Here is a 25,049-nt window from a genome sequence, read left to right as displayed (position 1 = left end):
CACTCGCTTGTCACTCGTTCGGGCAACTGCATTGTGAGACGCGATACATCGCGTTATGGTGTGTCGTAAATCGCTCGCTGAGCGCGGCGAAACGTACAAACCTAGGCTTTCCGAAGAATCCCCGACGACGTGGAGACTCATATGCCAGGCGCCATCTATGCCGAAGGTCTGGTGAAGACCTTCGGTGACGTAAGGGCTCTGGACGGCGTCGATCTCGAGGTGCCCGAGGGCACCGTCCTCGGCCTGCTCGGGCCGAACGGCGCGGGCAAGACCACCGCCGTCCGTTGCCTCACGACCCTGCTGCGCCCCGACAGCGGCAAGGCGGTCGTCGCGGGCATCGACGTCCTCAGGCAGCCCAACGAGGTGCGGCGTTCCATTGGCCTCTCCGGTCAGTTCGCCGCGGTCGACGAATACCTGACCGGCCGGGAGAACCTGCAGATGGTCGGCCAGCTCTACCAGATGAAGGGCAAGGCCGCGAAGGCCCGGGCCGGCGAGCTGCTCGACCAGTTCCACCTCTCGGACGCCGCCGACCGCCCCACGAAGACCTACTCGGGAGGCATGCGCCGTCGGCTCGACCTGGCGGCCGCCCTGGTCGTCTCCCCGCCCGTCATGTTCATGGACGAACCCACGACCGGCCTCGACCCCCGCAACCGGCAGGAGCTGTGGGAGGTCATCAAGCAGCTGGTCGCCGGTGGTACGACCCTCCTGCTGACCACGCAGTATCTGGAGGAGGCCGACCACCTCGCGCACGACATCGCGGTCGTCGACCACGGCCGCGTCATCGCCCGCGGCACCTCCGACCAGCTCAAGGCCCGCACCGGGGGAGAGCGCGTCGAGGTCGTCGTCCACGAGCGCGGCCACATGGCGACGGCCTCCGAGGTGCTCGCCGGATTCGGCAAGGGCTCCACCACCGTCGAGGAGCACACCCGCAAGCTGACCGTCCCCGTCACCGGTGGCGCGAAGCTGCTCGCCGAAGTCATCCGCGAGCTCGACACCCGCGGCATCGAGATCGACGACATCGGTCTGCGCCGCCCCACCCTCGACGACGTCTTCATCTCCCTCACCGGTCACATGGCCGAGGTGGAGGACGAGGCGAACGGCTCGGCGGACGACGCCGGCCCCGAGCAGCAGAAGGAGGCCGCCAAGTGAGCGCCGCCACCGACTCGGCGCCGGTCGCGGCGCCCGGCAACCCCATCGGCCAGTCCCTGCGGGACTCGCTGGTCATCGCCCGCAGAAACCTGATCCGGATGACCAGGATTCCCGAGATGGTCCTTTTCGGGATCATTCAGCCGGTTATGTTCGTCATCCTGTTCACCTATGTCTTCGGCGGTTCCATCAAGGTCGGCAGCACCACCGACTCGGGCGTCTACAAGGACTTCCTGATGGCGGGCATCTTCGCGCAGACCGTCACCTTCGCCACTGCCGGATCAGCGGCCGGCATCGCCGACGACATGCAGAAGGGGCTCGTCGATCGTTTCCGGTCCCTCCCCATGGCGCGGGGTGCGGTACTGACCGGCCGGACGGTCGCGGACCTGGTGCAGACGTCGATCACCCTGCTTGTCCTGGCGATCGTCGCCCTGATCGTGGGCTGGCGTACGGGGTCGGCGGAGCCGACCAACATCGGGAGGGTGCTCGCGGGCTTCGGCCTGCTCCTGCTCCTGGGGTACGCGTTCACCTGGATCGGCGCCCTGATCGGCCTTTCCGTTCGGACGCCGGAGGCGGCGACCTCCGGAGGGATCATCTGGCTGTTCCCCGTCACCTTCGTGTCCAACGCCTTCGTCGACCCCACCCAGATGACGCCATGGCTCCGTCATGTCGCCGAGTGGAACCCATTCAGCGCGGTCGTCCAGGCGTGTCGCGAGCTGTTCGGGAATCCGGGCGTCGTGCAGTCGGACGCCTGGCCCATGCAGCACCCGGTCTGGGCGACGCTCACCTACTCGATCGTGATCGTCCTGATCTTCAGGACGCTGGCGGTGCGCAAGTACCGCAGGGCGGCCGGCTGAATCGCAAGCGAGTCGCACGGAGGCTCTCCAGGGCGTCGATCTCGCGACTGATCACCGGCCCCATCGCGGACTCCCCTTCCCGAGGTGGGGCCGGGCTTACAGCCCGAGTGGGACGACAGGACGGCGACGAGCCCCCGGCGTCACGGGGACACCGAGGGCTCGTCGACGGTGGTCGGCGCGTCAGCCGCTGTACGGCTCCGCCTTGAGGATCTTCACCGAGGCCGGCTTGCCGTTGGGCAGCTCGTACTGCGCGTCATCGCCGACCTTGTGGCCGATGACGCCCGAGCCCAGCGGGGACTGCGGAGAGTACGTCTCGATGTCCGAGCTCGCGTACTCGCGCGAGGCGAGCAGGAAGGTCAGCGTGTCGTCCTCGTCGCCGTCGAAGGCGATCGTGACGACCATGCCGGGCGCCACCTCGCCGCCGGCGGCCGGGGCCTCGCCCACCTTGGCGCTCTCGAGCAGCTGGGTCAGCTGGCGCACGCGGAGCTCCTGCTTGCCCTGCTCTTCCTTCGCCGCGTGGTACCCGCCGTTCTCGCGCAGGTCCCCCTCCTCGCGAGCCGCGGCGATCTTGGCAGAGATCTCGGTGCGCGCAGGACCAGTAAGGTATTCAAGCTCCTCCTTGAGCTTGTTGTACGCCTCCTGGGTCAGCCAGGTGACGTTCTCGCTGGTCTGGGTCACGGGTGCTCCTCGTTGGTACTGGGAATACAAATCAACGCCCTACCCAGAAGGATGTTCCTTCACGGAAGGGCGAAACCACGAGCCTAACAATTCAGTGGCCAAAGGGGGAGGACATAAGCCACCAGATTCATGTCACCGCAGGTCAGGTGACCTGTATTGGCGCCAGTGGGCCCCGCCGGATCACTCCGGATGGCAGCCGAGCAGCTCGGCCGTCGTCCCCGCGGCCTTGGTCCGGAGGGTGACGACCTTGTCGATGCGGGTGTCGTCCCCGTCGAAGCGGAAGTCGGCCCGGCCCACCTCGTCGCCGTCCTCGGCCTGGGAGCGCACCGTGCAGTAGCCGGTGACACCGGCGTCCTTGCGGACCTCCAGGTGCACCTGCACCGAGTCGTCGGCGAGTTCGAACCCGATCAGCTCACCGCTGATCTTGTTCTGGCCGACGTAGTGGTAGCCGAACCAGCCGATCAGCGCGAGCAGGAGCGCGCCGAGCACGGCACCGACGACCTTGAGCGTACGGTCGGCCCGCTCGTCCGAGGAGCGGCCGTACCGACCCTGAGGGGTCCGCGTGCTCGCCGTACTCATGATCGTCCTCTCCGCGTGAGCGGGTCCGGGTTCCCGGGCCCCGGAATTATTCCGCTCCCGATTCGGTCACTATAGAAGCCGCCGATTGCGCCGCTGCACGCCGGGGCGCCGACTGACCGAGGATTGAGTCTTGACTGACCAGCTGCGACTGATGGCCGTCCACGCCCACCCCGACGACGAGTCGAGCAAGGGCGCGGCCACCATGGCGAAGTACGTGTCCGAGGGGGTGGACGTGCTCGTGGTGACCTGCACGGGCGGGGAACGCGGCTCCATCCTCAACCCGAAGCTCCAGGGCGACGCGTACATCGAGGAGAACATCCACGAGGTGCGCAAGAAGGAGATGGACGAGGCCCGGGAGATCCTGGGCGTGGGGCAGGAGTGGCTCGGCTTCGTCGACTCCGGACTGCCCGAGGGCGACCCGCTGCCGCCGCTGCCGGAGGGCTGCTTCGCCCTGGAGGACGTCGACAAGGCGGCCGGTGAGCTGGTGCGGAAGATCCGCTCCTTCCGGCCCCAGGTGATCACCACCTACGACGAGAACGGCGGCTACCCGCACCCCGACCACATCATGACGCACAAGATCACGATGGTGGCGTTCGAGGGCGCGGCCGACACCGAGAAGTACCCGGAGGGCGAGTACGGACCGGCGTACCAGCCGCTGAAGGTCTACTACAACCAGGGCTTCAACCGTCCCCGCACCGAGGCTCTGCACAACGCGCTGCTGGAGCGCGGTCTGGAATCGCCCTACCACGACTGGCTCAAGCGCTGGGCGGAGTTCGAGCGCAAGGAGCGCACCCTCACCACGCACGTGCCCTGCGCGGACTTCTTCGAGACCCGCGACAAGGCGCTGATCGCGCACGCCACGCAGATCGACCCCGACGGGGGCTGGTTCCGGGTGCCGATGGAGATCCAGAAGGAGGTCTGGCCCACCGAGGAGTACGAGCTGGCCAAGTCCCTCGTGGAAACCTCCCTCCCCGAGGACGACCTCTTCGCGGGCATCCGGGACAATGCCTGACATGAGTGCAAGCGCAAGCCTGGCAATGACGCACCTCGTCACTCTCGCCGAGCTGGACGAGGACAAGGTCACCCCCGGCGTCCTCGGGTTCATCGTGTTCGCGGTGATGGCTCTGGCGGTGTGGGGACTGATGAAGTCCATGAACCGGCACATGGGCAAGGTGGACTTCAAGGAGTCGGCGGAGCAGGACGGCTCCGGCGGCCCCGAGGCGAAGCCCCAGCGGGGCTGACCCCGGGACCCCGGTGGCCACCTCAAGGGCGGGCGGGCCCGGTCTCAGGCCGTGACCGCCACGCCCATCACCTCCCTCGCCTGGCGGCCCGGGACCATGCCCAGGCGCCAGGCCTGCCAGCCTGCCTCGAGCTGCACGCCGCGCTCCAGGAGGAGCTGGTAGGCGTCCACGTAGTCGTCCAGCTTGGTGTCGCGGGCGGGGTGGCGGGCCCGGGACAGCTGGGCCAGCTCCTCCTGCGCCACCGCCGTACCGACCTCCACCCCGCCGGGGGCGGCGTACGGCAGCAGCGTGCAGCGCAGGAAGCGGGCCCAGTCCTCGCCTCGCCGGTCGCCGTACCCGGCGAAGAGCGCGGCGGCCTCGTCGCACAGGGCCAGCGCCTGCGGCGTACGGGCGTTGCCCGCGTCCACGACCGCCAGCTCCAGGCACGTCCACGCCTCGCCGTGCCCGACGCCGATGCGCTGGAAGTCGGCGCGCGCGTCGACCAGGAGCTGGCGGGCGAAGCCCGAGTTGCGCAGTGAACCGGTCTGGGCGGCCCGCTGGTCCCGGGTGACCCGCGCCGAGTGGTGCCGGGCGCAGGCCAGGCCGTACACGTCCCGCATCCGGGAGAACATCGTGCGGGAGCGTTCCAGCTCGCGCACGGACTGGTCCAGGTCGCCGGTCTCCTCCAGCGCCTGGCCCAGGTAGTAGACCGTCCAGGCCTCGCCGCGCGCGTCCTCGTTCTCGCGGTGCCGGGCCGCCGCCCGCCGCAGTTCCTCCACCGCCTGTGAGGAGTCGCCGTCCACCAGGCGGGCCCGCGCCAGCTGGGTCAGCGCCCAGGCCTCGCCGCGGGCGTCCTGGGTGCGCCCGTACAGGTCCAGGGCGGCCCGCAGGTCCGACTCCGCGCCCGGCACGTCACCCATGCGCAGGTGCAGCTGGCCGAACTGGAAGTGGGCCCACGCCTGGCCGTGCACCGACTCGCCCGCCCGGTGCAGCACCAGCGACTCGGTGAGCAGCTCCAGGGCCTCGGCCAGCCGGGCCCGGTCGCGCTGCACCGCCGCCAGCGCGTGCAGCGTCCACGCCCGGTCCGTGGCCAGCTCCGGCGCGGCCTGCAGGTCCAGTGCCTCCTGGAGCTTGGCCGCCGCGTCGGTCAGGTTGCCCTGGTGGTGCAGCGTGATCCCCAGCGAGCACAGGGCACGTGCCGCACCGGCGTCGTGGTGGGCGTCGCGGTACAGGTCGACCACGGAGGCCAGCGTCGTACGCGCCTTGTCCAGCTCCCCCAGCTGCCGGGCCGCGATACCGGTGCGCCACTGCACCGAGCGCACCAGCAGCCCCTGGTCCACGGACTGCGCCAGCTCGCTGATCTCACCCAGCCGGTACAGGTCGCCGCGCAGCAGGCAGTAGTCGCACAGCGCGCCCAGCAGGTTCAGCACCGCGCCCTGGTCGACGCCCTCCGCGTGCCGGAGCGCCGCCGTGATGAAGCTCGACTCGTCGTCCAGCCAGCGCAGCGCCTCGTCCAGGGACGTGAAGCCGTACTGCCCGAACTGGTTGGAGCGGGTCGACATGTTGCCGTCGACCAGGCGCAGCACGGAGTCTGCCAGCTCGGCGTAGTTCGCGATGAGCCGTTCCTGCGCGGCCGTCCGCTCGGCGGGCTCCTCCTCGTCGGCGAGCCGGGCGCGGGCGAAGGTGCGCACCACGTCGTGCAGGCGGTAGCGGCTGCCCCGGACGTGGTCGATCAGGCCCGCCCGCGACAGCGCCGCCAGCTGCCGGGTCGCCTCCGTCTCGTCCGTGGCCAGCAGCGCGGCGGCGGCCGCGGCGCCCAGCGAGGTGCGCCCCGCCAGCGCCAGCCGGCGCAGCAGCCGCCGGGCCGGCTCCGACTGGTCGGTGTAGCGCAGCCACAGCGCCCGCTCGACCGGCTCCACGGGCCCGTAGGCGCCCAGGTCGGTCGCCAGCGCGCGCGGCGAGCGCGGGCCCAGCGCCGACCCGGCGATCCGCAGCGCCAGCGGGAGCCCGCCGCACAGCTGCCGGATCAGCTCGCTCGACTCGGCGTCGTACGGTCCCGACGCGTCCTCGGCGGCGGCGCCCAGCAGCTCCTCCGCGCCCGCCGCGTCCAGCGCCTCGACGGGCAGGTCGTACACCCGCGCCGGCAGGTCGGACGGCAGCCGGAGCGCCTGACGCGCGGTGACCAGCACCAGGCTGTCCGACCGCTCCGGCACCAGCGCCCGCACCTGCTCGGGGTCCGAGGCGTCGTCGAGGACGACGGTGACCGGGACGCCCGTCAGATGCTGGTGGTACAGCTCGCTGAGCCGCTTGACCTGCTGGTCCGCGGAGGAGCGCTCCCGGAACAGCAGCTGCTCGCGCGGCGCCCCGAGCCGGTTCAGCAGGTGCAGCAAGGCGTCCCGGGTGCTCAGCGGCGAGTCACCGCCCGTCCCCGAGCCGCCTGTCCCCGATCTGCCTGTCCCCGGTCCGCTTGTCCCCGGTCCGCCTGTCCCCGATCTGCCTGTCCCCGGTCCGCCTGACCCCGATCCGCCTGACCCTGAGACACCCGTCCCCGATCCGTCCGCCGCGGGGCCGTCGGCTGCGGATCCGTCGCCGCGCAGGTCGACCAGGCAGGCCCCGCGGAAGTAGTCCCGCAGCTCGTGGACGGCCCGCACCGCCAGCGTCGTACGGCCGCTGCCCGGCGGCCCGTGCAGCACCACCACCGTCGGCTTCGTCTCCGTGCTCGCGCGGGCCGCCTGCACCCACTGCCGCAGCCGTGCCATCTCCTGCCGCCGGCCCGCGAACGGCCCGTCCGCCACGGGCAGTTGCCCGAACGACTGCTCCAGCGCGCTGCGCCCCCGCGCGGCCGCGCTCTTGTCGGCGCCCCGCAGCTTCGGCCCGGTCTTGGCGGGCCCGGTGGACGCGGCGAGCATCCGCTGCTGGTCGAGGAACGGCCGGATGCCGCGCACCTCCAGCGCGGTGAGCCACTGCAGCCGCAGCTGTTCGGGGCCGCCGGGCTGGCTGACCGCCCCGGCGCGGTGATGGGCGGCCGGTACATGGGCCCCGGCCACCTTCAGCACGGTCGCCGCCGCGCCGACGACCCCGACCGTCACCCCCGCGCCCACCGCGGTGCCGGTGCCCGTGCCGAGCGCCACGTCGGCCACCACCGCGGCGACCGCGGCCACGGCGGCCACCAGCAGGGGCGTGCCGGCGCCCTCACGGGCGTATCGCTCGCGGAAGGTGAGCTGCCCGGCCCCGGCCTCGTCGAGCGCGTGGGTGTAGGCCGCGTACTCCTCGCCGGCCGCCCCCGCCATCGCGTCCAGCGCCGCGCGGGCCCGGGAGAGCAGTACGTTCCCGTCCGTGCGTCCGCCCGAGCGCCGTACCTCCTCCTCCACGGCCCGCCTGAGCAGCCCTTCGGCCTCCGCCCGATGACTGTCCCGCATGTCGCGCCCCCTCCGGCGGCATCGGTGTCCTGCCGGGTCGCCCGGGGCGCCCCGGTGGCCCCGGGCGTCTCAGGGCCCTCCCGGCCCGTCCCCGGGTCCTTCCCCGGTTGTGCGTGGGTCAAGTGTCCTGCGACGAGGAGACCCTGGGGAGGGGTGGCCGTCACCGGATTCGCGTCTGCGCCTCTCCGGCCGGGGAAATTCGACGAATTCCTCTCTTGACCCCGGTGACCGCAGCCACTAATTTGCCAGGGAAGCAGACCCATGACTACCGACAGGAGGCGACCGGCGGATGTACACCAACTCCGATCTGAGTCGCCTCGCCCGCCGCACCGTGTGGGTTTCGGGCCGGGTCGCGCACGGCTGCTGACACGCCGTTCCACCGTGCCCGCACGCGGCACGTCCACTGTGCCCGCACGCGGCACACCTCGGGTTTCTCCCCTTCACCACTTCACGGCATGCCGTTGTCGCGTGCCGATGTGCGCTCGCTTTTCTTACGCGGCGCGTCCGAACATAGAAAGCTGCCTGAAATTGGCGAACATGATGAATCGACGTGTCCCGAGTCGAAATGAAGGTCGGTCATGGTAGCGGCACGCATCACCGTCAACGGAAAAGAAGCACCGATCGCACCGGCCGCGCCCCACACCACGGTCCTCGACTTCCTGCGCGAGCGTGGCCTGACGGGCACCAAGGAGGGGTGCGCCGAGGGTGAGTGCGGCGCCTGCTCGGTCCTGGTGGCCCGCCCCGGGGTGAACAAGCCCACCGACTGGGTGCCGGTCAACGCCTGTCTGGTGCCCGTCGCGGCGCTCGACGGCCAGGAGGTCGTCACCTCCGAGGGCCTCGCCACCGTCGAAGCAGCGGGCACTGCGCCCGTCCTGCACCCGGTGCAGGAGGAGATGGCGGTCCGCGGCGGCTCCCAGTGCGGCTACTGCACGCCGGGATTCATCTGCAGCATGGCGGGCGAGTACTACCGGCCCGACCGCTGCGCGCACGCGGACCCGGCCCCGGGTGCGGCCGCCGGTGCCGACGGCGGTGACGGTGCCGACGCCGAGCACGGTCCGAACGGCTTCGACCTGCACGCGCTCAGCGGCAACCTGTGCCGCTGCACCGGCTACCGGCCGATCCGCGACGCGGCCTTCGCCGTCGGCGCGCCCACCGACGAGGACCCGCTGGCCCGACGCCGCGAGCAGGACCCGCCCGCACCGGTCGCCACCGAGTACCGCCGGGACGACAGCGCCTTCGTACGCAGGAGCACCCTGGCCGAGACGCTGCGGTTGCTGCGCGAGCGGCCCGACGCCGTGGTGGTCGCCGGAAGCACCGACTGGGGCGTCGAGGTCAACATCCGCTCCCGCCGGGCGGACTGCGTGGTCGCCGTCGACCGGCTGCCCGAACTGCGGGAACTGCGCGTCGAGTCCGACCACCTCGAGATCGGGGCGGCGCTGACGCTCACCGAGATCGAACGCCGCCTCGACGGCACCGTTCCGCTGCTGGCGCAGCTGTTCCCGCAGTTCGCGTCCCGGCTCATCCGCAACGGCGCGACCCTGGGCGGCAACCTGGGCACCGGCTCGCCCATCGGCGACAGCCCGCCGGTGCTGCTCGCGCTGGAGGCCTCGCTGGTGCTCGCCGACGCCGAGGGGGAGCGCGAGGTCCCGCTGGCCGACTACTTCACCGGCTACCGGCAGAGCGTGCGCCGTCCCGGTGAGCTGATCCGCGCGGTCCGCGTTCCGCTGCCGCTGTCGCCGGTCGCGGCCTTCCACAAGATCGCCAAGCGGCGCTTCGACGACATCTCCAGCGTGGCGGTCGCCTTCGCGCTCGACGTCGAGGGCGGGACCGTCCGCAAGGCGCGCATCGGCCTGGGCGGCGTGGCCGCCACCCCGGTCCGCGCCCTGGCCACCGAGGCCGCCCTGGAGGGCAGGCCCTGGACCGCCGAGACCGCCGAGGCCGCGGCCGAGGTGCTGCGGGGCGAGGGCACGCCGATGAGCGACCACCGCGCCAGCGCCGGCTACCGCGCCGCGATGCTCGGCCAGAGCCTGCTGAAGCTGTACGCACAGACCACCGAGGCGGTGCCGTCATGAGCCACCTGTCCGAGCGTCCCGAGAAGCCCGTCGTCGGCGTCTCGATGCCGCACGAGAGTGCCGTCCAGCACGTCACCGGCACCGCGCTGTACACCGACGACCTGGTCCAGCGCACCAAGGACGTACTGCACGCCTACCCGGTCCAGGTCATGAAGGCCCGCGGCAGGGTCACGGCGGTGCGCACCGAGGCCGCCCTCGCGGTGCCGGGCGTCGTCCGGGTGCTGACCGGCGCCGACGTGCCCGGCGTCAACGACGCCGGCATGAAGCACGACGAGCCGCTCTTCCCCGACGAGGTCATGTTCCACGGCCACGCGGTCGCCTGGGTGCTCGGCGAGACGCTGGAGGCGGCCCGGCTCGGCGCGGCGGCCGTGGAGGTGGACCTCGACGAACTGCCCTCCGTGATCACGCTCCAGGACGCCATCGCGGCGGACAGTTACCACGGCGCCCGGCCCGTCATGACGCACGGCGACGTCGACGCGGGCTTCGCCGACTCCGCGCACGTGTTCACCGGCGAGTTCCAGTTCTCCGGGCAGGAGCACTTCTACCTGGAGACGCACGCGGCGCTGGCCCAGGTCGACGAGAACGGCCAGGTGTTCATCCAGAGCAGCACCCAGCACCCCTCGGAGACCCAGGAGATCGTCTCGCACGTGCTCGGGGTGCCCGCCCACGAGGTGACCGTGCAGTGCCTGCGGATGGGCGGCGGCTTCGGCGGCAAGGAGATGCAGCCGCACGGGTTCGCGGCCGTCGCCGCGCTCGGCGCCAAGCTGACCGGCAGGCCCGTCCGGTTCCGGCTCAACCGGACCCAGGACCTGACCATGTCCGGCAAACGGCACGGGTTCCACGCCACCTGGAGGATCGGCTTCGACGCCGAGGGACGCATCCAGGCCCTGGACGCCACGCTGACCGCGGACGGCGGCTGGAGCCTGGACCTGTCCGAGCCGGTGCTGGCCCGGGCGCTGTGCCACATCGACAACACCTACTGGATCCCCAACGCGCGCGTCGCCGGCCGCATCGCCAAGACCAACACGGTCTCCAACACCGCCTTCCGCGGCTTCGGCGGACCGCAGGGCATGCTGGTGATCGAGGACATCCTGGGCCGCTGCGCGCCGCAACTCGGCCTCGACCCACGGGAGCTGCGGGAACGCAACTTCTACCGGCCGGGCCAGGGCCAGACCACGCCGTACGGGCAGCCGGTCACGCAGCCCGAGCGGATCTCCGCCGCCTGGCAGCAGGTCCTGGACAAGGCGGGCTTCGCCGACCGCGAGCGCGAGATCGCCGCCTTCAACGCCGCGCACCCGCACACCAAGCGGGCCCTCGCGATCACCGGCGTGAAGTTCGGCATCTCGTTCAACCTCACCGCCTTCAACCAGGGCGGCGCGCTGGTGCTGATCTACAAGGACGGCTCCGTCCTGATCAACCACGGCGGCACCGAGATGGGCCAGGGCCTGCACACCAAGATGCTGCAGGTGGCCGCGACCACGCTGGGTATCCCGCTGCACAAGGTGCGTCTCGCCCCGACGCGGACCGACAAGGTGCCCAACACCTCCGCCACCGCGGCCAGTTCCGGAGCCGACCTCAACGGCGGGGCGGTGAAGAACGCCTGCGAGCAGCTGCGCGAACGGCTCCTGCGGGTGGCCGCGAGCCAGTTGGGGTCCAACGCCTCGGACGTGCGCATCGTCGAGGGCGTCGCGCGCGCCCTGGGCAGCGACAAGGAGCTGGCCTGGGACGACCTCGTGCACACCGCGTACTTCCAGCGGGTCCAGTTGTCCGCGGCCGGCTACTACCGGACCGAGGGGCTGCACTGGGACGCGAAGACGTTCCGGGGGTCGCCGTTCAAGTACTTCGCCATCGGCGCGGCCGCGACCGAGGTGGAGGTGGACGGCTTCACCGGCGCCTACCGCATCCGGCGGGTGGACATCGTGCACGACGTCGGCGACAGCCTGTCCCCGATGATCGACATCGGGCAGATCGAGGGCGGCTTCGTCCAGGGTGCGGGCTGGCTGACGCTGGAGGACCTGCGCTGGGACACGGGCGACGGCCCGAACCGCGGCCGGCTGCTGACCCAGGCCGCCAGCACCTACAAGCTGCCGAGCTTCTCGGAGATGCCCGAGGAGTTCAACGTCATCCTGCTGGAGAACGCCACCGAAGAGGGCGCCGTGTTCGGGTCCAAGGCGGTGGGCGAGCCCCCGCTGATGCTCGCGTTCTCGGTGCGCGAGGCGCTGCGGCAGGCGGCCGCCGCGTTCGGGCCGAAGGGAACCGGCGTCGAGCTGGCCTCGCCCGCGACGCCGGAGGCGGTGTACTGGGCGATCGAGGCGGCCCGGCAGAGCGCCACCGCCGGGAACGGCCGGGCCCGTGACGAAGCGGCCTCCGACGGCCGCGGGGTCAGCACCGGTGCGAAAGCGCTGAGCGGTGCCTGACATGACGTGGATCGCCGCGGTCGCGCGGTTGCGGGCACGCCGGGAGTCCGGCGTGCTGGTGACCGTCGCGACCGTGCGCGGTCACGCCCCGCGCGACGCCGGTGCCAAGCTCGTGGTGGGGCACACCGAGACGTGGGGCTCGATCGGCGGCGGCAACGTCGAGGCCGTGGCGATCGACCGGGCCCGGGAGATGATCACCGCGTCCGAGGCGGAACCGGAGCTGCTCGACTTCGCCCTGAACGACAAGGTGACCAACCAGCACGGCGTGCAGTGCTGCGGTGGCACCGTCTCGGTGCTGCTCGAACCACTGCCGGTGGTCCGGGCCGTGGCGATCTTCGGTGTCGGCCACGTCGGACTGGAACTGGCGCGCATCCTGGCCCGCCAGGACCTCGACCTCCACCTGGTCGACAACCGCTCCGACATGCTCAACGAGGAGCGCCTCGGCGTGCTGGCGGACGCGGTGGCGCAGGTGCACACGCATCACACGCCCCTGCTGCCCGAGGAAGTGCTGGCGCGGTTGCCGCGGGGCACGCACGTCCTGATCATGACCCATGACCACGCCGAGGACGCCGCCCTGTGCGACGCGGCCCTGCGCACGGACCATCTCGGATCCATCGGACTGATCGGATCGGCGGCCAAGTGGGCGCGGTTCCGCAAACGTCTCGCCACCGAGGGCGGCCACGACGACACTGTCATCGACCGGATCAAGACCCCGATCGGACTGGCCGACATCACCGGCAAGGAGCCCGCGACCATAGCCGTCAGCGTCGCGGCCGACCTGCTGCGCACCTTCGAGGCCGAGGGGGCCGACCCCTCGGGGGGCGCCCGTCCGCCCTTGTAGGAATCTACGAAGCGTCGGTCCCGGCGGGTCCGTGGTTCATGTTTTCGGCCCCTGGCCGGGTGCGGTGGGCGAGCTGTGTACTGCTCCTACGAATCCTCCTCCTTCGTGAACCCCGTGACCCCGTGAACCCCGTGGGCCCGCACGCCCGTACTCCCGCACGCCGCATGCCCAAGAAGGAGCACGCATGACGACCGACACCCTCGAGACCGGCATCCGCGAGTTCGAGCGCGCCTGGATGGACAAGGCCATCGAGCTGGCCACCACCAGCGTCCACAACGGCGGCGGCCCCTTCGGTGCCCTCATCGCCAAGGGCGGCGACATCGTCGCCCTCGGCAACAACCAGGTCACCTCCAGCCTCGACCCCACCGCACACGCCGAGGTCAGCGCCATCCGCGCCGCCTGCAAGACGCTCGACACGTTCAGTCTGGAGGGCTGCACCCTCGTCACGTCCTGCGAGCCCTGCCCGATGTGCCTGTCCTCGGCCCTGTGGGCACGTGTCGACCGCCTCGTCTTCTGCGCCGACCGCCACGACGCCGCCGTGGCCGGCTTCGACGACCGCAAGTTCTACGACCTGTTCGAGAAGCGGCCCCAGGAGCTGTGGCCCATGACCGTGGAACACCTCGACCTGCCCCACCGCACCCAGCCGTTCGACGCCTGGATCGCCAAGAGCGACCGCGTCGACTACTGAGAAGAAGCCGCTTCGCGGTACCGGCTGCCCCGTCCGTGCGCCCCTCCCACCGTGGCGTATGGGCGGGGCGGCGGCACGTGCGCAAGGATGGAGGCATGCCCAACCGACTTGCGCAGGCGACGTCCCCCTACCTCCTCCAGCACGCGGAGAACCCGGTCGACTGGTGGCCGTGGGAGGCCGACGCGTTCGAAGAAGCCCGGCGGCGCGACGTCCCCGTCCTGCTGAGCGTCGGCTACAGCGCGTGCCACTGGTGCCACGTCATGGCGCACGAGTCGTTCGAGGACGGGCCCACCGCCGAGTACCTCAACTCGCACTTCGTGAGCGTCAAGGTCGACCGCGAGGAGCGCCCCGACGTCGACGCCGTCTACATGGAGGCCGTGCAGGCGGCCACAGGGCAGGGCGGCTGGCCCATGACCGTGTTCCTCACGCCGGACGCGGAGCCCTTCTACTTCGGCACCTACTTCCCGCCCGAGCCCCGCCACGGCATGCCCTCCTTCCGCCAGGTGCTCCAGGGCGTCCAGCAGGCCTGGGCGGAACGGCGCGACGAGGTGAGCGAGGTCGCCGGGAAGATCGTGCGGGACCTCGCCGGGCGGGAGATCTCCTACGGTGACGCCGAGGCCCCCGGCGAGGAGCAGCTCGGGCAGGCGCTGCTCGGACTCACCCGGGAGTACGACGCCGAGCGCGGCGGGTTCGGCGGGGCGCCGAAGTTCCCGCCGTCCATGGCGATCGAGTTCCTCCTGCGCCACCACGCCCGCACCGGCGCCGAGGGCGCCCTCCAGATGGCCGCCGACACCTGCGAGCGGATGGCCCGCGGCGGCATCTACGACCAGCTGGGCGGCGGCTTCGCCCGCTACTCCGTGGACCGCGAGTGGGTCGTGCCGCACTTCGAGAAGATGCTCTACGACAACGCCCTGCTGTGCCGGGTCTACGCCCACCTCTGGCGGGTCACCGGCTCGGACCTCGCCCGCCGGGTCGCCCTGGAGACCGCTGACTTCATGGTGCGGGAACTGCGCACCGCCGAGGGCGGTTTCGCCTCCGCGCTGGACGCCGACAGCGACGACGGCACGGGCCGGCACGTCGAGGGCGCCTACTACGTGTGGACGCCCGCCCAGCTCACCGAGATCCTCGGCGCCGAGGACGCCGAACTGGCCGCGCAGCACTTCGGCGTGACCCGGGAGGGCACCTTCGAGCACGGCGCCTCCGTGCTGCAACTGCCGCAGCAGGAGGGCGTCTTCGACGCCGCGCGCATCGCGTCGATCCGGGAGCGGCTGCTGGCTGCGCGGGGCGGTCGTCCCGCCCCGGGCCGGGACGACAAGGTGGTCGCCGCCTGGAACGGTCTGGCGATCGCCGCGCTCGCCGAGACCGGCGCCTACTTCGAGCGTGACGACCTGGTCGAGGCCGCCGTCGCCGCCGCCGACCTGCTGGTGCGGCTGCACCTCGACGAGCAGGTCCGGCTCACCCGCACCAGCAAGGGCGGCAGGCCCGGTGCCAACGCCGGGGTGCTGGAGGACTACGCCGACGTGGCCGAGGGCTTCCTCGCGCTGGCGTCGGTCACCGGGGAGGGCGTCTGGCTGGACTTCGCAGGCTTCCTGCTGGACCACGTCCTCACCCGCTTCACGGACGAGTCCGGCTCGCTCTACGACACCGCCGCCGACGCCGAGCAGCTGATCCGCCGCCCGCAGGACCCCACCGACAACGCCACCCCGTCCGGCTGGAGCGCCGCAGCCGGAGCGCTGCTGACGTACGCCGCGCACACCGGCTCCGAGCCCCACCGCACCGCCGCCGAGCATGCCCTCGGCGTGGTGAAGGCGCTCGGCCCGCGCGTCCCGCGCTTCATCGGCTGGGGCCTTGCGGCCGCCGAGGCGCTGCTCGACGGCCCCCGGGAAGTCGCCGTCGTCGCGGCGGACCCGGCCGACGCCGCCGCACGCGGGCTGCACCGTACGGCCCTGCTGGGGACGGCACCCGGGGCGGTGGTGGCCTTCGGCACCGCGGGGAGCGACGAGTTCCCGCTGCTCGCCGACCGGCCCCTGGTGGGCGGGGAACCGGCCGCGTACGTCTGCCGGAACTTCACCTGTGACGCGCCGACCACCGACCCGGAGCGGCTGCGTGCCGCGCTGGGCGCCGCCCCGAGCAGCTGAGACGGGTCGCGCGCCCGCCCGGACCGCGAGGGACGTCAGGCACCGGCGAGGATCAGCGCGCCCAGCGTGAGCTGCGCGCCCCACTGCAGGACGACGGCCGCGCACCTGGCGGGCGCCCACCGGGTGCGGGGCCAGGCCAGGGCCAGGACGCCCAGGGCGGCCGAGGCCCAGAAGCAGGCCCACAGGGCGTCGCCGGGAACGCGCGAGCACTGCTCGCCGTACGTCAGGCAGCGGCTGCCGCGCTCGGAGGCGAGCACGACGACCCACGCGAGGACGACGGTCGGCAGCAGCAGGACGAGTCCGGCCACGGAGCCCGTGGTCAGGGCACGGGCGGAGAGCCGCGCGGGGGAGGGCTGGTCGGCCGGGAGGCGGGACGAGGCGGTCATGCCGCCCATCACACCGTGCCGCCCGGCCTTCGGTGATCGGCCGAACTGCTCAACCGCCCTGAGTACTCCTGCTCACGGCACGCTCCACGATCGCCTCCAACTGCTCGTGGTGCGCGCCCCTCCAGTAGGCGCGTCCGCACGCGGTGCACTGGGCGAAGACGTCGTACGACCGCTGGGTCCCGCCCTTGAGCTGCTCCGCCACCTCTTCCTTGGTGGCCGCCCGGAGCAGTCCGTTGCACGCGGTGCACCGCGTCCACGGGCGCAGCTGCGGCCGGAACCGGTCCAGGACCTCCTGGAGCTGTTCGTCGGGGCGGGTGCTGTAGACGTAGGCGCCGGCCCACAGCTCACGGCGGCGCAGCAGGCCGCGGTCGCGGCTGAGCATGACCCTCTTCTCGGCCGCCGACAGCGCGGCGAGCGCCGGGTCGCCGGGGTCCGTCGACTCGTACGCCGTGTCCACGCCGAGCAGCCGCAGCCGGCGGGCCAGGGTGCCGAGGTGCACGTCGAGCAGGAACCGCAGGGGAGCGCCGGGGACGCGCTGGGGGTGCCGGACTGGCCGTACGCGCACCGACTCGCCGCCCGCCGGGATGTGTCCGGGCGGGACCTCGCGGCCGTCGACGAGCAGGGTGCCGACCTCGGTGAGCGGGACGCCGAGGGACTCGACGAGGTGGCCGAGGGTGGAGACGCCGTCGGTGGCCGCGCGGGCGGCGCCGGTGGGGCGGGCGCGCGGGACGAACAGGTGCAGTTCGGGGGCGAACTCGACGTGGATCTCGGGACCGTTCACCCGGCCAGGATGCCACGGGGGGCCGGGCACGGGCCCCGGCCTTTTCGGAGCCCTTCCCTGGACGGTGCGCGACTAGTACGCGACCAGCGAGATCCCCACGTAGTGCGCGATGAAGGCGGCCAGCGTGAAGGAGTGGAAGACCTCGTGGAAGCCGAACCAGCGCGGTGAGGGGTTGGGGCGCTTGAGGCCGTAGATCACCCCGCCCGCGCTGTAGAGCACGCCGCCCACGATCACCAGGACCAGGACGGCGATGCCGCCGGCCCGCATGAACTCGGGCAGGTAGAAGACGGCCGCCCAGCCCATGGCGAGGTAGCAGGGGGTGTAGAGCCAGCGTGGGGCGCCGACCCAGAAGACACGGAAGACGATGCCGGCCGCGGCGGCCGCCCAGATGCCCCACAGCAGCCACTCGCCCTCGGCGCCGGGCAGCAGCAGCATCGTGAGCGGGGTGTAGGTGCCCGCGATGATCAGGAAGATGTTGGCGTGGTCGAGACGGCGCAGCACGCCGTCCATGCGCGGGCTCCAGTCGCCACGGTGGTAGAGCGCGCTGACGCCGAACAGCAGACAGGCCGTCAGGACGTAGATCCCGCAGGCTATGCGGGCCTGGGACGATTCGGCGAGGGCGGTGAGCACCAGACCGGCGACCAGGACGGCCGGGAACATGCCGAGGTGCAGCCAGCCGCGCAGCTTCGGCTTGACGGGATGCGGGAGGGAGAGCGCTACAGGCCCGCGGCCGCCGGCCGGCGAGTCCTTGGGCGCGTCGGGGACGGACGCAGTCATGGGCGCATCGTACCTACGGCTCCGTAAGTTACGTATCAGTACGGGAGTCTGTCGTACGGCGAGTGGTCATCGTCTCACGGGGAACCCGGCGGCGCGCTCCCGGTTCGGGCACGTGGCGATCCTCACGCCGCTCAGGTGTGACGCCCTCTGGACAGATGGGCGCTCGCGTCGGATGATCAAATGAGTGCGGTCGACACCGGATGAGCGCCCACGAGGCAAACGTCACGCATCCGGGTCGCAGCCCCCACGGGGCCTCCCAACAAAAAACCCCTCACTTAGGAGCAATCGTGGCGCGCGACATCGCGGCTCCCCCCGTCCCCACCAACCACCAGGAACTGATCTCGTGGGTGAACGAGATCGCCGAACTGACCCAGCCGGACGCAGTGGTCTGGTGTGACGGATCCGAGGCCGAGTACGAGCGACTGTGCGGGGAGCTCGTCGAGAAGGGCACCTTCCGCAAACTCGACCCGATCAAGCGCCCCAACTCCTACTACGCGGCCTCCGACCCCTCCGACGTCGCCCGCGTCGAGGACCGGACCTTCATCTGCTCCGCCAAGGAGGAGGACGCCGGTCCGACCAACCACTGGAAGGACCCCGCCGAGATGCGGGAGATCTTCACCGGCGACAAGGGCGAGGGCGGCCTGTTCCGCGGCTCCATGCGCGGCCGCACCATGTACGTGGTGCCCTTCTGCATGGGCCCCCTCGGCTCCCCGCTCTCCGCGCTCGGCGTCGAGATCACCGACTCCGCGTACGTCGCCGTCTCCATGCGCACCATGACCCGCATGGGACAGCCGGTCCTGGACGAGCTGGGCGACGACGGCTTCTTCGTCAAGGCCGTGCACACCCTCGGCGCCCCGCTGGAGGCGGGCCAGGAAGACGTTCCGTGGCCCTGCAACAGCACCAAGTACATCTCGCACTTCCCCGAGGACCGCGAGATCTGGTCCTACGGCTCCGGCTACGGCGGCAACGCCCTGCTCGGCAAGAAGTGCTACGCCCTGCGCATCGCCTCCGTCATGGCCCGCGACGAGGGCTGGCTCGCCGAGCACATGCTGGTGCTGAAGCTGACCCCGCCCACCGGTGAGCCCAAGTACGTCGCCGCCGCCTTCCCGTCGGCCTGCGGCAAGACCAACCTCGCCATGCTGGAGCCCACGATCTCCGGCTGGACCGTGGAGACCATCGGCGACGACATCGCCTGGATGCGCTTCGGCGAGGACGGCCGCCTGTACGCCATCAACCCCGAGGCCGGCTTCTTCGGCGTCGCGCCCGGCACCGGTGAGCACACCAACGCCAACGCGATGAAGACCCTGTGGGGCAACTCGGTCTTCACCAACGTCGCCCTCACCGACGACGGCGACGTGTGGTGGGAGGGCATGACCGAGGAGACCCCGGCCCACCTGACGGACTGGAAGGGCAACGACTGGACGCCCGAGTCCGGTACGCCCGCCGCGCACCCCAACGCCCGCTTCACCACCCCCGCCGCGCAGTGCCCGATCATCGCGCCGGAGTGGGAGGACCCCAAGGGCGTGCCGATCTCGGCGATCCTCTTCGGCGGGCGCCGCGCCACCGCCGTACCGCTGGTCACCGAGTCCTTCGACTGGAACCACGGCGTCTTCCTCGGCGCCAACGTGGCCTCCGAGAAGACCGCCGCCGCCGAGGGCAAGGTCGGCGAGCTGCGCCGCGACCCCTTCGCCATGCTGCCGTTCTGCGGCTACAACATGGGCGACTACATGGGGCACTGGATCGACGTGGCCAAGGACAAGGACCAGTCCAAGCTGCCGAAGATCTACTACGTCAACTGGTTCCGCAAGGACGACGACGGCCGGTTCGTCTGGCCCGGCTTCGGTGAGAACGGCCGCGTCCTGAAGTGGATCGTGGAGCGTCTGGAGGGCAAGGCGGACGGCGTGCAGACCCCGATCGGCGTGCTGCCGACCAGGGAGTCCCTCGACACCGACGGCCTCGACCTGCCCGACGCCGACCTGGAGTTCCTGCTCAGCGTCGACAAGGAGGTGTGGCGCGAGGAGGCGGCGCTCGTCCCCGAGCACCTGAACACCTTCGGCGACCACACGCCCACCGAGCTGTGGGACCAGTACCGGGCCCTGGTGCAGCGCCTGGGCTGAGCACCGAGACCACGCACCATCCGTCTCGCCCCTCATCTCCGCGGCCGGTCCGGCTAGCCCTGACCCGCGAAGTCGTCACGAAGGCCGGCCGCGAGGGGGCCTTCCCGCGCTCCAGTAGCTCAGCAGTACCCGGGGCGCGGGGAGGCCCCGCTCGGGCCGGGTCACCGCACAACGGCGTGCGGAGGACCCGGCCCTTCGGCGTTCCCGGTCAGGCGGCTTCGCTCACCGCGCGTCCCCGGCCGTCGGGTCGGTGCCGAGCCGGCCTTCGAGGACGGTCCGGCTGATCAGGGGGCGGTCGTGAGAGGAGCGATCCGCCACGACAGGCGGTGGGGGTGAGGTGTGTGGCGCCCGGTCCGCGCGTCGCTGCGGGTGCGCGCGGACCGGGGCCGTACGGGGGCCGGGCCCGGGAGGGGGGCTCAGCGGGACGCGAGTTCGCGCGGCTCCAGGGCCGCGGAGTGCGCGTCCATGCGCTCGGCGGTCAGGATGGCGGCCGCCGTGTCGGCGCGGGAGGCCGCGACCACCAGGGCGCGGGCCGCCAGGGTGTGCGCCCGCCGGTGCAGGGCCGCCGGACGCGGCTCCGGGCGGGCGGCGGCCACCTGCAGCCGGACCGGCGCCTGGCCTCCCCGCAGCCGGGTCACCTGCTCGGCGAGCCGGTCGGCGGCGGTGTCCAGGCCGGTGTCGGGCGCCAGTGCGCGCAGCTCGTCCGTGACGGCGAGCAGCGCCGCGAGATGGCCCGCGAGCTGGATGTCCAGCTCTTCGCCCCGGGACCGGTGGGGGAAGTCCGTGGTGCTGCCGGCCATCGTGCTGTGGACCGACTTGCTGCGGATCGGCTCGTACATGGGATGGCCTCCTGAGCGCTTCAGGAAACCATCCTACATTAGATCCGATCTAAAGTTGACGCCGTTCGGGATGCACCCGGGAGTCCCGGAGTCCCGGAGTCCCCGCCTACGAGGCTCCCCGACTCCCGGAGCCTCGTAGGCGGCCACGGTTCAGGGCTGGCCGTACCCGTCCAGGAAGTTCCCGATCCGGTCCACCGCCTCGCGCAGATCCGCGGCCGTCGGCAGGGTCACCACCCGGAAGTGGTCGGGCTCGGGCCAGTTGAAGCCGGTGCCCTGGACGACCATGATCTTCTCCTGGCGCAGCAGGTCCAGGACCATCCGCCGGTCGTCCTTGATCTTGAAGACCTTGGGGTCGAGCCGCGGGAAGAGATACAGCGCGCCCTTCGGCTTCACGCAGGTCACGCCCGGAATGCTGGTCAGCGCCTCGTGGGCGGCGTCCCGCTGCTCGCGCAGCCGCCCGCCGGGCAGCACCAGCTCGTTGATGGTCTGCCGCCCGCTGAGCGCCGCGACCACGCCGTGCTGGCCCGGCATGTTGGCGCACAGCCGCATGTTCGCCAGGATCGTCAGGCCCTCGATGTAGGACTCGGCGTGCGCGCGCGGCCCGGAGATCGACATCCAGCCGACCCGGTAGCCGGCCACCCGGTACGCCTTCGACATGCCGTTGAAGGTGAGGGTGAGCAGGTCGGGGGCGATCGCGGCGGTCGGGGTGTGCGTGGCGTCGTCGTAGAGGATCTTGTCGTAGATCTCGTCGGAGCAGACCAGCAGGTTGTGCCGGCGCGCGATGTCCGTCAGCCCGCGCAGCATCGCGTCGTCGTAGACCGCGCCCGTCGGGTTGTTCGGGTTGATGATGACGAGCGCCTTGGTGCGGTCGGTGATCTTCCGTTCCACGTCCGCGAGGTCCGGCATCCAGTCGGACTGCTCGTCGCAGCGGTAGTGCACCGCCGTGCCGCCGGAGAGCGAGACGGCGGCCGTCCACAGGGGGTAGTCCGGGGCCGGGACGAGGACCTCGTCGCCGTCGTCCAGCAGGCCCTGCATCGCCATCACGATCAGCTCGGAGACGCCGTTGCCGATGAAGACGTGCTCGACGTCCGTCTCGATGCCGAGGGTCTGGTTGTGCATGACGACCGCCCGGCGCGCCGCCAGCAGGCCCTTCGCGTCGCCGTAGCCGTGCGCCGTGGAGACGTTGCGGAGGATGTCCTCCAGGATCTCCGGCGGACACTCGAAGCCGAAGGCGGCCGGGTTGCCGGTGTTCAGCTTCAGGATGCGGTGCCCGGCCGCCTCCAGCCGCATCGCCTCCTCGAGCACCGGGCCCCGGATCTCGTAACAGACGTTGGCGAGCTTGGTCGACTGGATCACCTGCATGTCCGCGAGCTTACGACCCGGTTACGACCCGAGGGCCGTGTTTTCCACCACGTGAGACGCGTGCGTCCGGGTGGTCGCCGCTTCTTCCGCCCGTGCCCGGTGGGTCGGATCACGCCAACTGGCGGCCGGATACCGTCCCTTGTCCGCACCCCTCTCCGTCATGAAAATGCTCATGACAATACGGTGCCGTCCGGAAGACCTCCGGCCGGTGCCCTCCATAGAGGGGACCCCCACATGAACAAGCCTCTCCTTGCCGCGCTCGCCACCCTGGCCATCACCGGGGTCGGCGTGGCACCGGCGGCCGCGTCACCCGCGGCTCCCGCGTCACCCGCGGCTCCCGCGTCACCCGCGGCTCCCGCCGTCCGTGCCGTGACCTTCGCCGGCACCGTCGCGCTCAGCAACTGCTCCGGCTCGGTCGTCCGCCTGCCCGCCTCCGAGGACGACGACCCGGCGCTGGTCATGTCCAACGGCCACTGCCTGGAGACCGGCTTCCCGGCGGCCGGCGAGGTCGTCGTGGACCAGCCCTCCAGCCGCACCTTCGGGCTGCTCAACGCCTCCGGCACCCGCGTCGGCACCCTGCGGGCCGGCAAGATCGCCTACGCGACGATGACCGACACGGACGTCTCGCTCTACCAGCTCACCAGCACGTACGCCCAGATCCGCAGCTCCTACGGGATCAGCCCGCTCACCCTGAACGACACGCGCCCCGCGGCCGGCACCGCGATCACCGTCGTCTCCGGCTACTGGAAGCGCACCTACGCCTGCGCCATCGACGGGTTCGCCTACCGCCTGAAGGAGGGGGAGTGGACCTGGAAGGACTCGGTCCGCTACACCTCCGCCTGCCAGACCATCGGCGGCACCTCCGGGTCGCCCGTCGTCGACAACGCCACCGGCAACGTCGTCGCCGTCAACAACACGGGCAACGAGGACGGTGGACGCTGCACCGACAACAACCCCTGCGAGGTCGCCGAGAACGGCACGGTCACGGTCCGCGAGGGCATCAACTACGCCCAGCAGACCTACCAGATCCCCGCCTGCTTCGGCCTCGACAACAAGCTCGACCTCTCGCGCAGCGGCTGCGTCCTGCCCAAGCCGTAGTCCGAAGCCGTGGCTCAGCGCGGGCTCCGGCGGACCGACCGCCCGGCCAGCACGTCGGTGCGCCGCCCGTCCTCCATCACGAACCGCCCGTCGACCAGGACGTACGGGATGCCCGTCGGCAGCACCCGCGGGTCCTCGAAGGTGCTGCCCGCCGCGACCGTCGCCGGGTCGAAGAGCACCAGGTCGGCCCGGTACCCCTCGCGCACCAGCCCCCGGTCCGGCAGCCGCAGCCGGGCCGCCGGGCGCGAGGTGAGGTGGGCGACGCACTCCTCCAGCGGGAGCACGCCCAGCTCGCGCACGTAGTGACCGAGGTAGTGCGGGAAGGTGCCGTAGGCGCGCGGGTGCGGCTTGGCGCCCTGGAGGATGCCGTCCGAGCCGCCGGTGTGGACGCGGTGCCGCATGATCGCGCGCACGTTCTCCTCGTGGCCGACGTGCTGGAGGATCGTCGGCGCCAGCCGGTCGGCCAGCAGGAGGCGGCGGGCGGTCGTCCACGGGCTCTCGCCGTGCAGCCGCGCCGACTCCAGGACCGTACGGCCGACGTACTCGGCGAGCGCCGGGTCGCCGGTGCCGGAGATCTCGATCGTGTCCCACTCCATGGGCACGCCGTGGCAGCCGTCGGAGCCGATCTCCTCGACGTGGTGGCGGATGCGTTCGGCGGTGTCGTCGTCCGCCAGCCGCTTCATGATCTGCTCCGGGCCGCCCTCGCTCGCCCAGCTCGGCAGCATCGCCACGAGGGTGGTGCAGCCGGGGGTGTACGGGTAGGTGTCGAGCGTGATGTCGGCGCCGCCGGCCAGCGCCTCGTCGAGCAGCGTCAGCAGCTCGGGCGCCTTGCCCTTGTTCACGCCGAAGTTCATGGTGGCGTGGGCCAGGTGCAGCGGGCAGGTTGCCTCCCGGGTCAGCTCGACCATCTCCTCGTACGCCTTCAGGGCCCCGGCGCCGTACGAGCGGTGGTGCGGGCAGTAGTAGCCGCCGTACTCGGCGACCACCCGGCACAGCTCGGTCAGCTCGGCGTCCTTGGCGTACATGCCGGGCGTGTACGTCAGCCCGGACGACATGCCGACCGCGCCCTGCTCCAGACCCTCGGCGACCAGGCGCCGCATGTGCTCCAGCTCCGCCTCGGTCGCCTCCCGGTCGTCCCAGCCGACGGCGAGGGCGCGCACCGTGCCCTGCGGGATCAGGTACGCGGCGTTCACGGCGATGCCGCGGTCGAGCCGGTCCAGGTACTCGCCGACCGACCGCCAGTCGAAGTCGACGTCGTCCCCGGGGCCGTTCCACCCGGCGATCGCGCGGCGCACCTCGCCGAGGGTGCGGTCGTCGACCGGCGCGTACGACAGCCCGTCCTGGCCGATGACCTCCAGGGTGACGCCCTGGGCGGCCTTGGCGCTGTGGTCGGGGTCCCGCAGCAGCGCCAGGTCGCTGTGGGCGTGCATGTCGATGAAGCCGGGGGAGAGGACCAGGCCCTCGGCGTCCAGCTCGCGACGCGCCTTCGGGCGCTGGCAGCCGGCGGCGGCCGCCTCCTTGACGATCGAGACGATCCGGCCGCCGTCGACCACCACGTCGGCGCGGTAGGAGTCGGCGCCGGAACCGTCCACGACGTCGGCGTCCCGGATGACCAGCTCTTCCATGTCCCGCTC

20 protein-coding genes are annotated in these 25,049 nt (G+C 71.7%); 11 read left to right on the top strand and 9 right to left on the bottom strand.

Annotated elements, in window-relative coordinates; genetic code table 11:
• Window positions 1–141 precede the first annotated feature (141 nt).
• Together ABS735_RS31875 and ABS735_RS31870 are read left to right on the top strand one after the other, a co-directional pair.
• Entirely contained in the window at window positions 142–1,149 is a 1,008-nt protein-coding gene (locus ABS735_RS31875; RefSeq protein WP_373902730.1) for an ATP-binding cassette domain-containing protein, read from the top strand.
• Window positions 1,146–2,003 (top strand): ABC transporter permease, encoded by an 858-nt coding sequence (locus tag ABS735_RS31870; RefSeq protein WP_373902729.1) that lies wholly within the window; start codon window positions 1,146–1,148, stop codon window positions 2,001–2,003. Before ABS735_RS31875 ends, ABS735_RS31870 begins: the two co-directional genes overlap by 4 nt.
• Before the next feature lie 180 nt (window positions 2,004–2,183).
• Here the strand turns inward: ABS735_RS31870 and greA are convergent, their stop codons facing one another.
• Together greA and ABS735_RS31860 are read right to left on the bottom strand one after the other, a co-directional pair.
• Entirely contained in the window at window positions 2,184–2,681 is a 498-nt protein-coding gene (greA, locus tag ABS735_RS31865; protein WP_373902728.1) for a transcription elongation factor GreA, read from the bottom strand.
• A 180-nt stretch (window positions 2,682–2,861) separates the two neighbouring features.
• Complete coding sequence (locus ABS735_RS31860; protein ID WP_328562404.1) at window positions 2,862–3,260, bottom strand: DUF4307 domain-containing protein; 399 nt, start codon at window positions 3,258–3,260, stop codon at window positions 2,862–2,864.
• 130 nt (window positions 3,261–3,390) lie between these two features.
• On the opposite strand from ABS735_RS31860, the gene mca reads away from it, so the two are divergent.
• Window positions 3,391–4,272, top strand: a complete 882-nt coding sequence (mca, locus tag ABS735_RS31855) for a mycothiol conjugate amidase Mca (protein WP_373902727.1) — start codon at window positions 3,391–3,393, stop codon at window positions 4,270–4,272.
• Window positions 4,265–4,501, top strand: a complete 237-nt coding sequence (locus tag ABS735_RS31850; RefSeq protein ID WP_373902726.1) for a hypothetical protein — start codon at window positions 4,265–4,267, stop codon at window positions 4,499–4,501. Before mca ends, ABS735_RS31850 begins: the two co-directional genes overlap by 8 nt.
• A gap of 44 nt (window positions 4,502–4,545) precedes the next feature.
• Here the strand turns inward: ABS735_RS31850 and ABS735_RS31845 are convergent, their stop codons facing one another.
• Window positions 4,546–7,899, bottom strand: coding sequence for a tetratricopeptide repeat protein (locus tag ABS735_RS31845; protein WP_373902725.1), 3,354 nt, complete (start codon window positions 7,897–7,899; stop codon window positions 4,546–4,548).
• A 578-nt stretch (window positions 7,900–8,477) separates the two neighbouring features.
• On the opposite strand from ABS735_RS31845, the gene ABS735_RS31840 reads away from it, so the two are divergent.
• The 5 genes from ABS735_RS31840 (at window position 8,478) to ABS735_RS31820 (ending at window position 16,055) form a co-directional block, all read left to right on the top strand.
• Window positions 8,478–9,971: a xanthine dehydrogenase small subunit gene (locus ABS735_RS31840; RefSeq protein WP_373902724.1), complete on the top strand. Its 1,494-nt coding sequence runs from the start codon at window positions 8,478–8,480 to the stop codon at window positions 9,969–9,971.
• Entirely contained in the window at window positions 9,968–12,388 is a 2,421-nt protein-coding gene (xdhB, locus tag ABS735_RS31835; protein WP_373902723.1) for a xanthine dehydrogenase molybdopterin binding subunit, read from the top strand. The genes ABS735_RS31840 and xdhB overlap by 4 nt, the downstream gene beginning before the upstream one ends.
• Window position 12,389: 1 nt before the next feature.
• On the top strand, window positions 12,390–13,229 hold the full coding sequence (gene xdhC, locus ABS735_RS31830; RefSeq protein ID WP_373902722.1) for a xanthine dehydrogenase accessory protein XdhC: 840 nt from the start codon (window positions 12,390–12,392) through the stop codon (window positions 13,227–13,229).
• Window positions 13,230–13,413: 184 nt separating this feature from the next.
• A complete protein-coding gene (locus ABS735_RS31825; RefSeq protein ID WP_373902720.1) occupies window positions 13,414–13,917 on the top strand; it encodes a nucleoside deaminase in 504 nt (167 codons plus the stop codon).
• A gap of 95 nt (window positions 13,918–14,012) precedes the next feature.
• The gene (locus ABS735_RS31820) at window positions 14,013–16,055 is read left to right on the top strand and encodes a thioredoxin domain-containing protein (RefSeq protein WP_373902718.1); all 2,043 of its coding nucleotides are present in this window, start codon (window positions 14,013–14,015) and stop codon (window positions 16,053–16,055) included.
• A 35-nt stretch (window positions 16,056–16,090) separates the two neighbouring features.
• Here ABS735_RS31820 and ABS735_RS31815 read toward each other — a convergent pair whose 3' ends face one another.
• The 3 genes from ABS735_RS31815 to trhA form a co-directional block, all read right to left on the bottom strand.
• Complete coding sequence (locus tag ABS735_RS31815) at window positions 16,091–16,441, bottom strand: hypothetical protein (protein WP_373902717.1); 351 nt, start codon at window positions 16,439–16,441, stop codon at window positions 16,091–16,093.
• A gap of 49 nt (window positions 16,442–16,490) precedes the next feature.
• Window positions 16,491–17,222 carry a Mut7-C RNAse domain-containing protein gene (locus tag ABS735_RS31810; RefSeq protein WP_373902716.1) on the bottom strand — a complete coding sequence of 244 codons (732 nt, stop codon included), beginning with the start codon at window positions 17,220–17,222 and terminating at the stop codon, window positions 16,491–16,493.
• A gap of 72 nt (window positions 17,223–17,294) precedes the next feature.
• The gene (gene trhA, locus ABS735_RS31805; protein WP_373902715.1) at window positions 17,295–17,999 is read right to left on the bottom strand and encodes a PAQR family membrane homeostasis protein TrhA; all 705 of its coding nucleotides are present in this window, start codon (window positions 17,997–17,999) and stop codon (window positions 17,295–17,297) included.
• Between the two features lie 287 nt (window positions 18,000–18,286).
• On the opposite strand from trhA, the gene ABS735_RS31800 reads away from it, so the two are divergent.
• Window positions 18,287–20,116, top strand: coding sequence for a phosphoenolpyruvate carboxykinase (GTP) (locus ABS735_RS31800; RefSeq protein ID WP_373902713.1), 1,830 nt, complete (start codon window positions 18,287–18,289; stop codon window positions 20,114–20,116).
• Between the two features lie 416 nt (window positions 20,117–20,532).
• Here ABS735_RS31800 and ABS735_RS31795 read toward each other — a convergent pair whose 3' ends face one another.
• Window positions 20,533–20,955, bottom strand: a complete 423-nt coding sequence (locus ABS735_RS31795) for an SCO4983 family protein (RefSeq protein ID WP_373902712.1) — start codon at window positions 20,953–20,955, stop codon at window positions 20,533–20,535.
• 150 nt (window positions 20,956–21,105) lie between these two features.
• On the bottom strand, window positions 21,106–22,317 hold the full coding sequence (locus ABS735_RS31790; protein WP_282084620.1) for a pyridoxal phosphate-dependent aminotransferase: 1,212 nt from the start codon (window positions 22,315–22,317) through the stop codon (window positions 21,106–21,108).
• A gap of 234 nt (window positions 22,318–22,551) precedes the next feature.
• Between ABS735_RS31790 and ABS735_RS31785 the strand changes: the two genes are divergently transcribed.
• Window positions 22,552–23,415, top strand: a complete 864-nt coding sequence (locus tag ABS735_RS31785; RefSeq protein WP_373902711.1) for a S1 family peptidase — start codon at window positions 22,552–22,554, stop codon at window positions 23,413–23,415.
• A gap of 14 nt (window positions 23,416–23,429) precedes the next feature.
• Here ABS735_RS31785 and ABS735_RS31780 read toward each other — a convergent pair whose 3' ends face one another.
• On the bottom strand, window positions 23,430–25,040 hold the full coding sequence (locus tag ABS735_RS31780; protein WP_373902710.1) for an N-acyl-D-amino-acid deacylase family protein: 1,611 nt from the start codon (window positions 25,038–25,040) through the stop codon (window positions 23,430–23,432).
• Window positions 25,041–25,049 lie beyond the last annotated feature (9 nt).

Source organism: Streptomyces sp. MMCC 100 (assembly GCF_041538145.2).
In the GTDB taxonomy this organism is placed as follows: domain Bacteria; phylum Actinomycetota; class Actinomycetes; order Streptomycetales; family Streptomycetaceae; genus Streptomyces.
The sequence above is the reverse complement of the archived record's forward strand: the minus strand, read 5'-3'. Positions and strand labels throughout refer to the sequence as shown.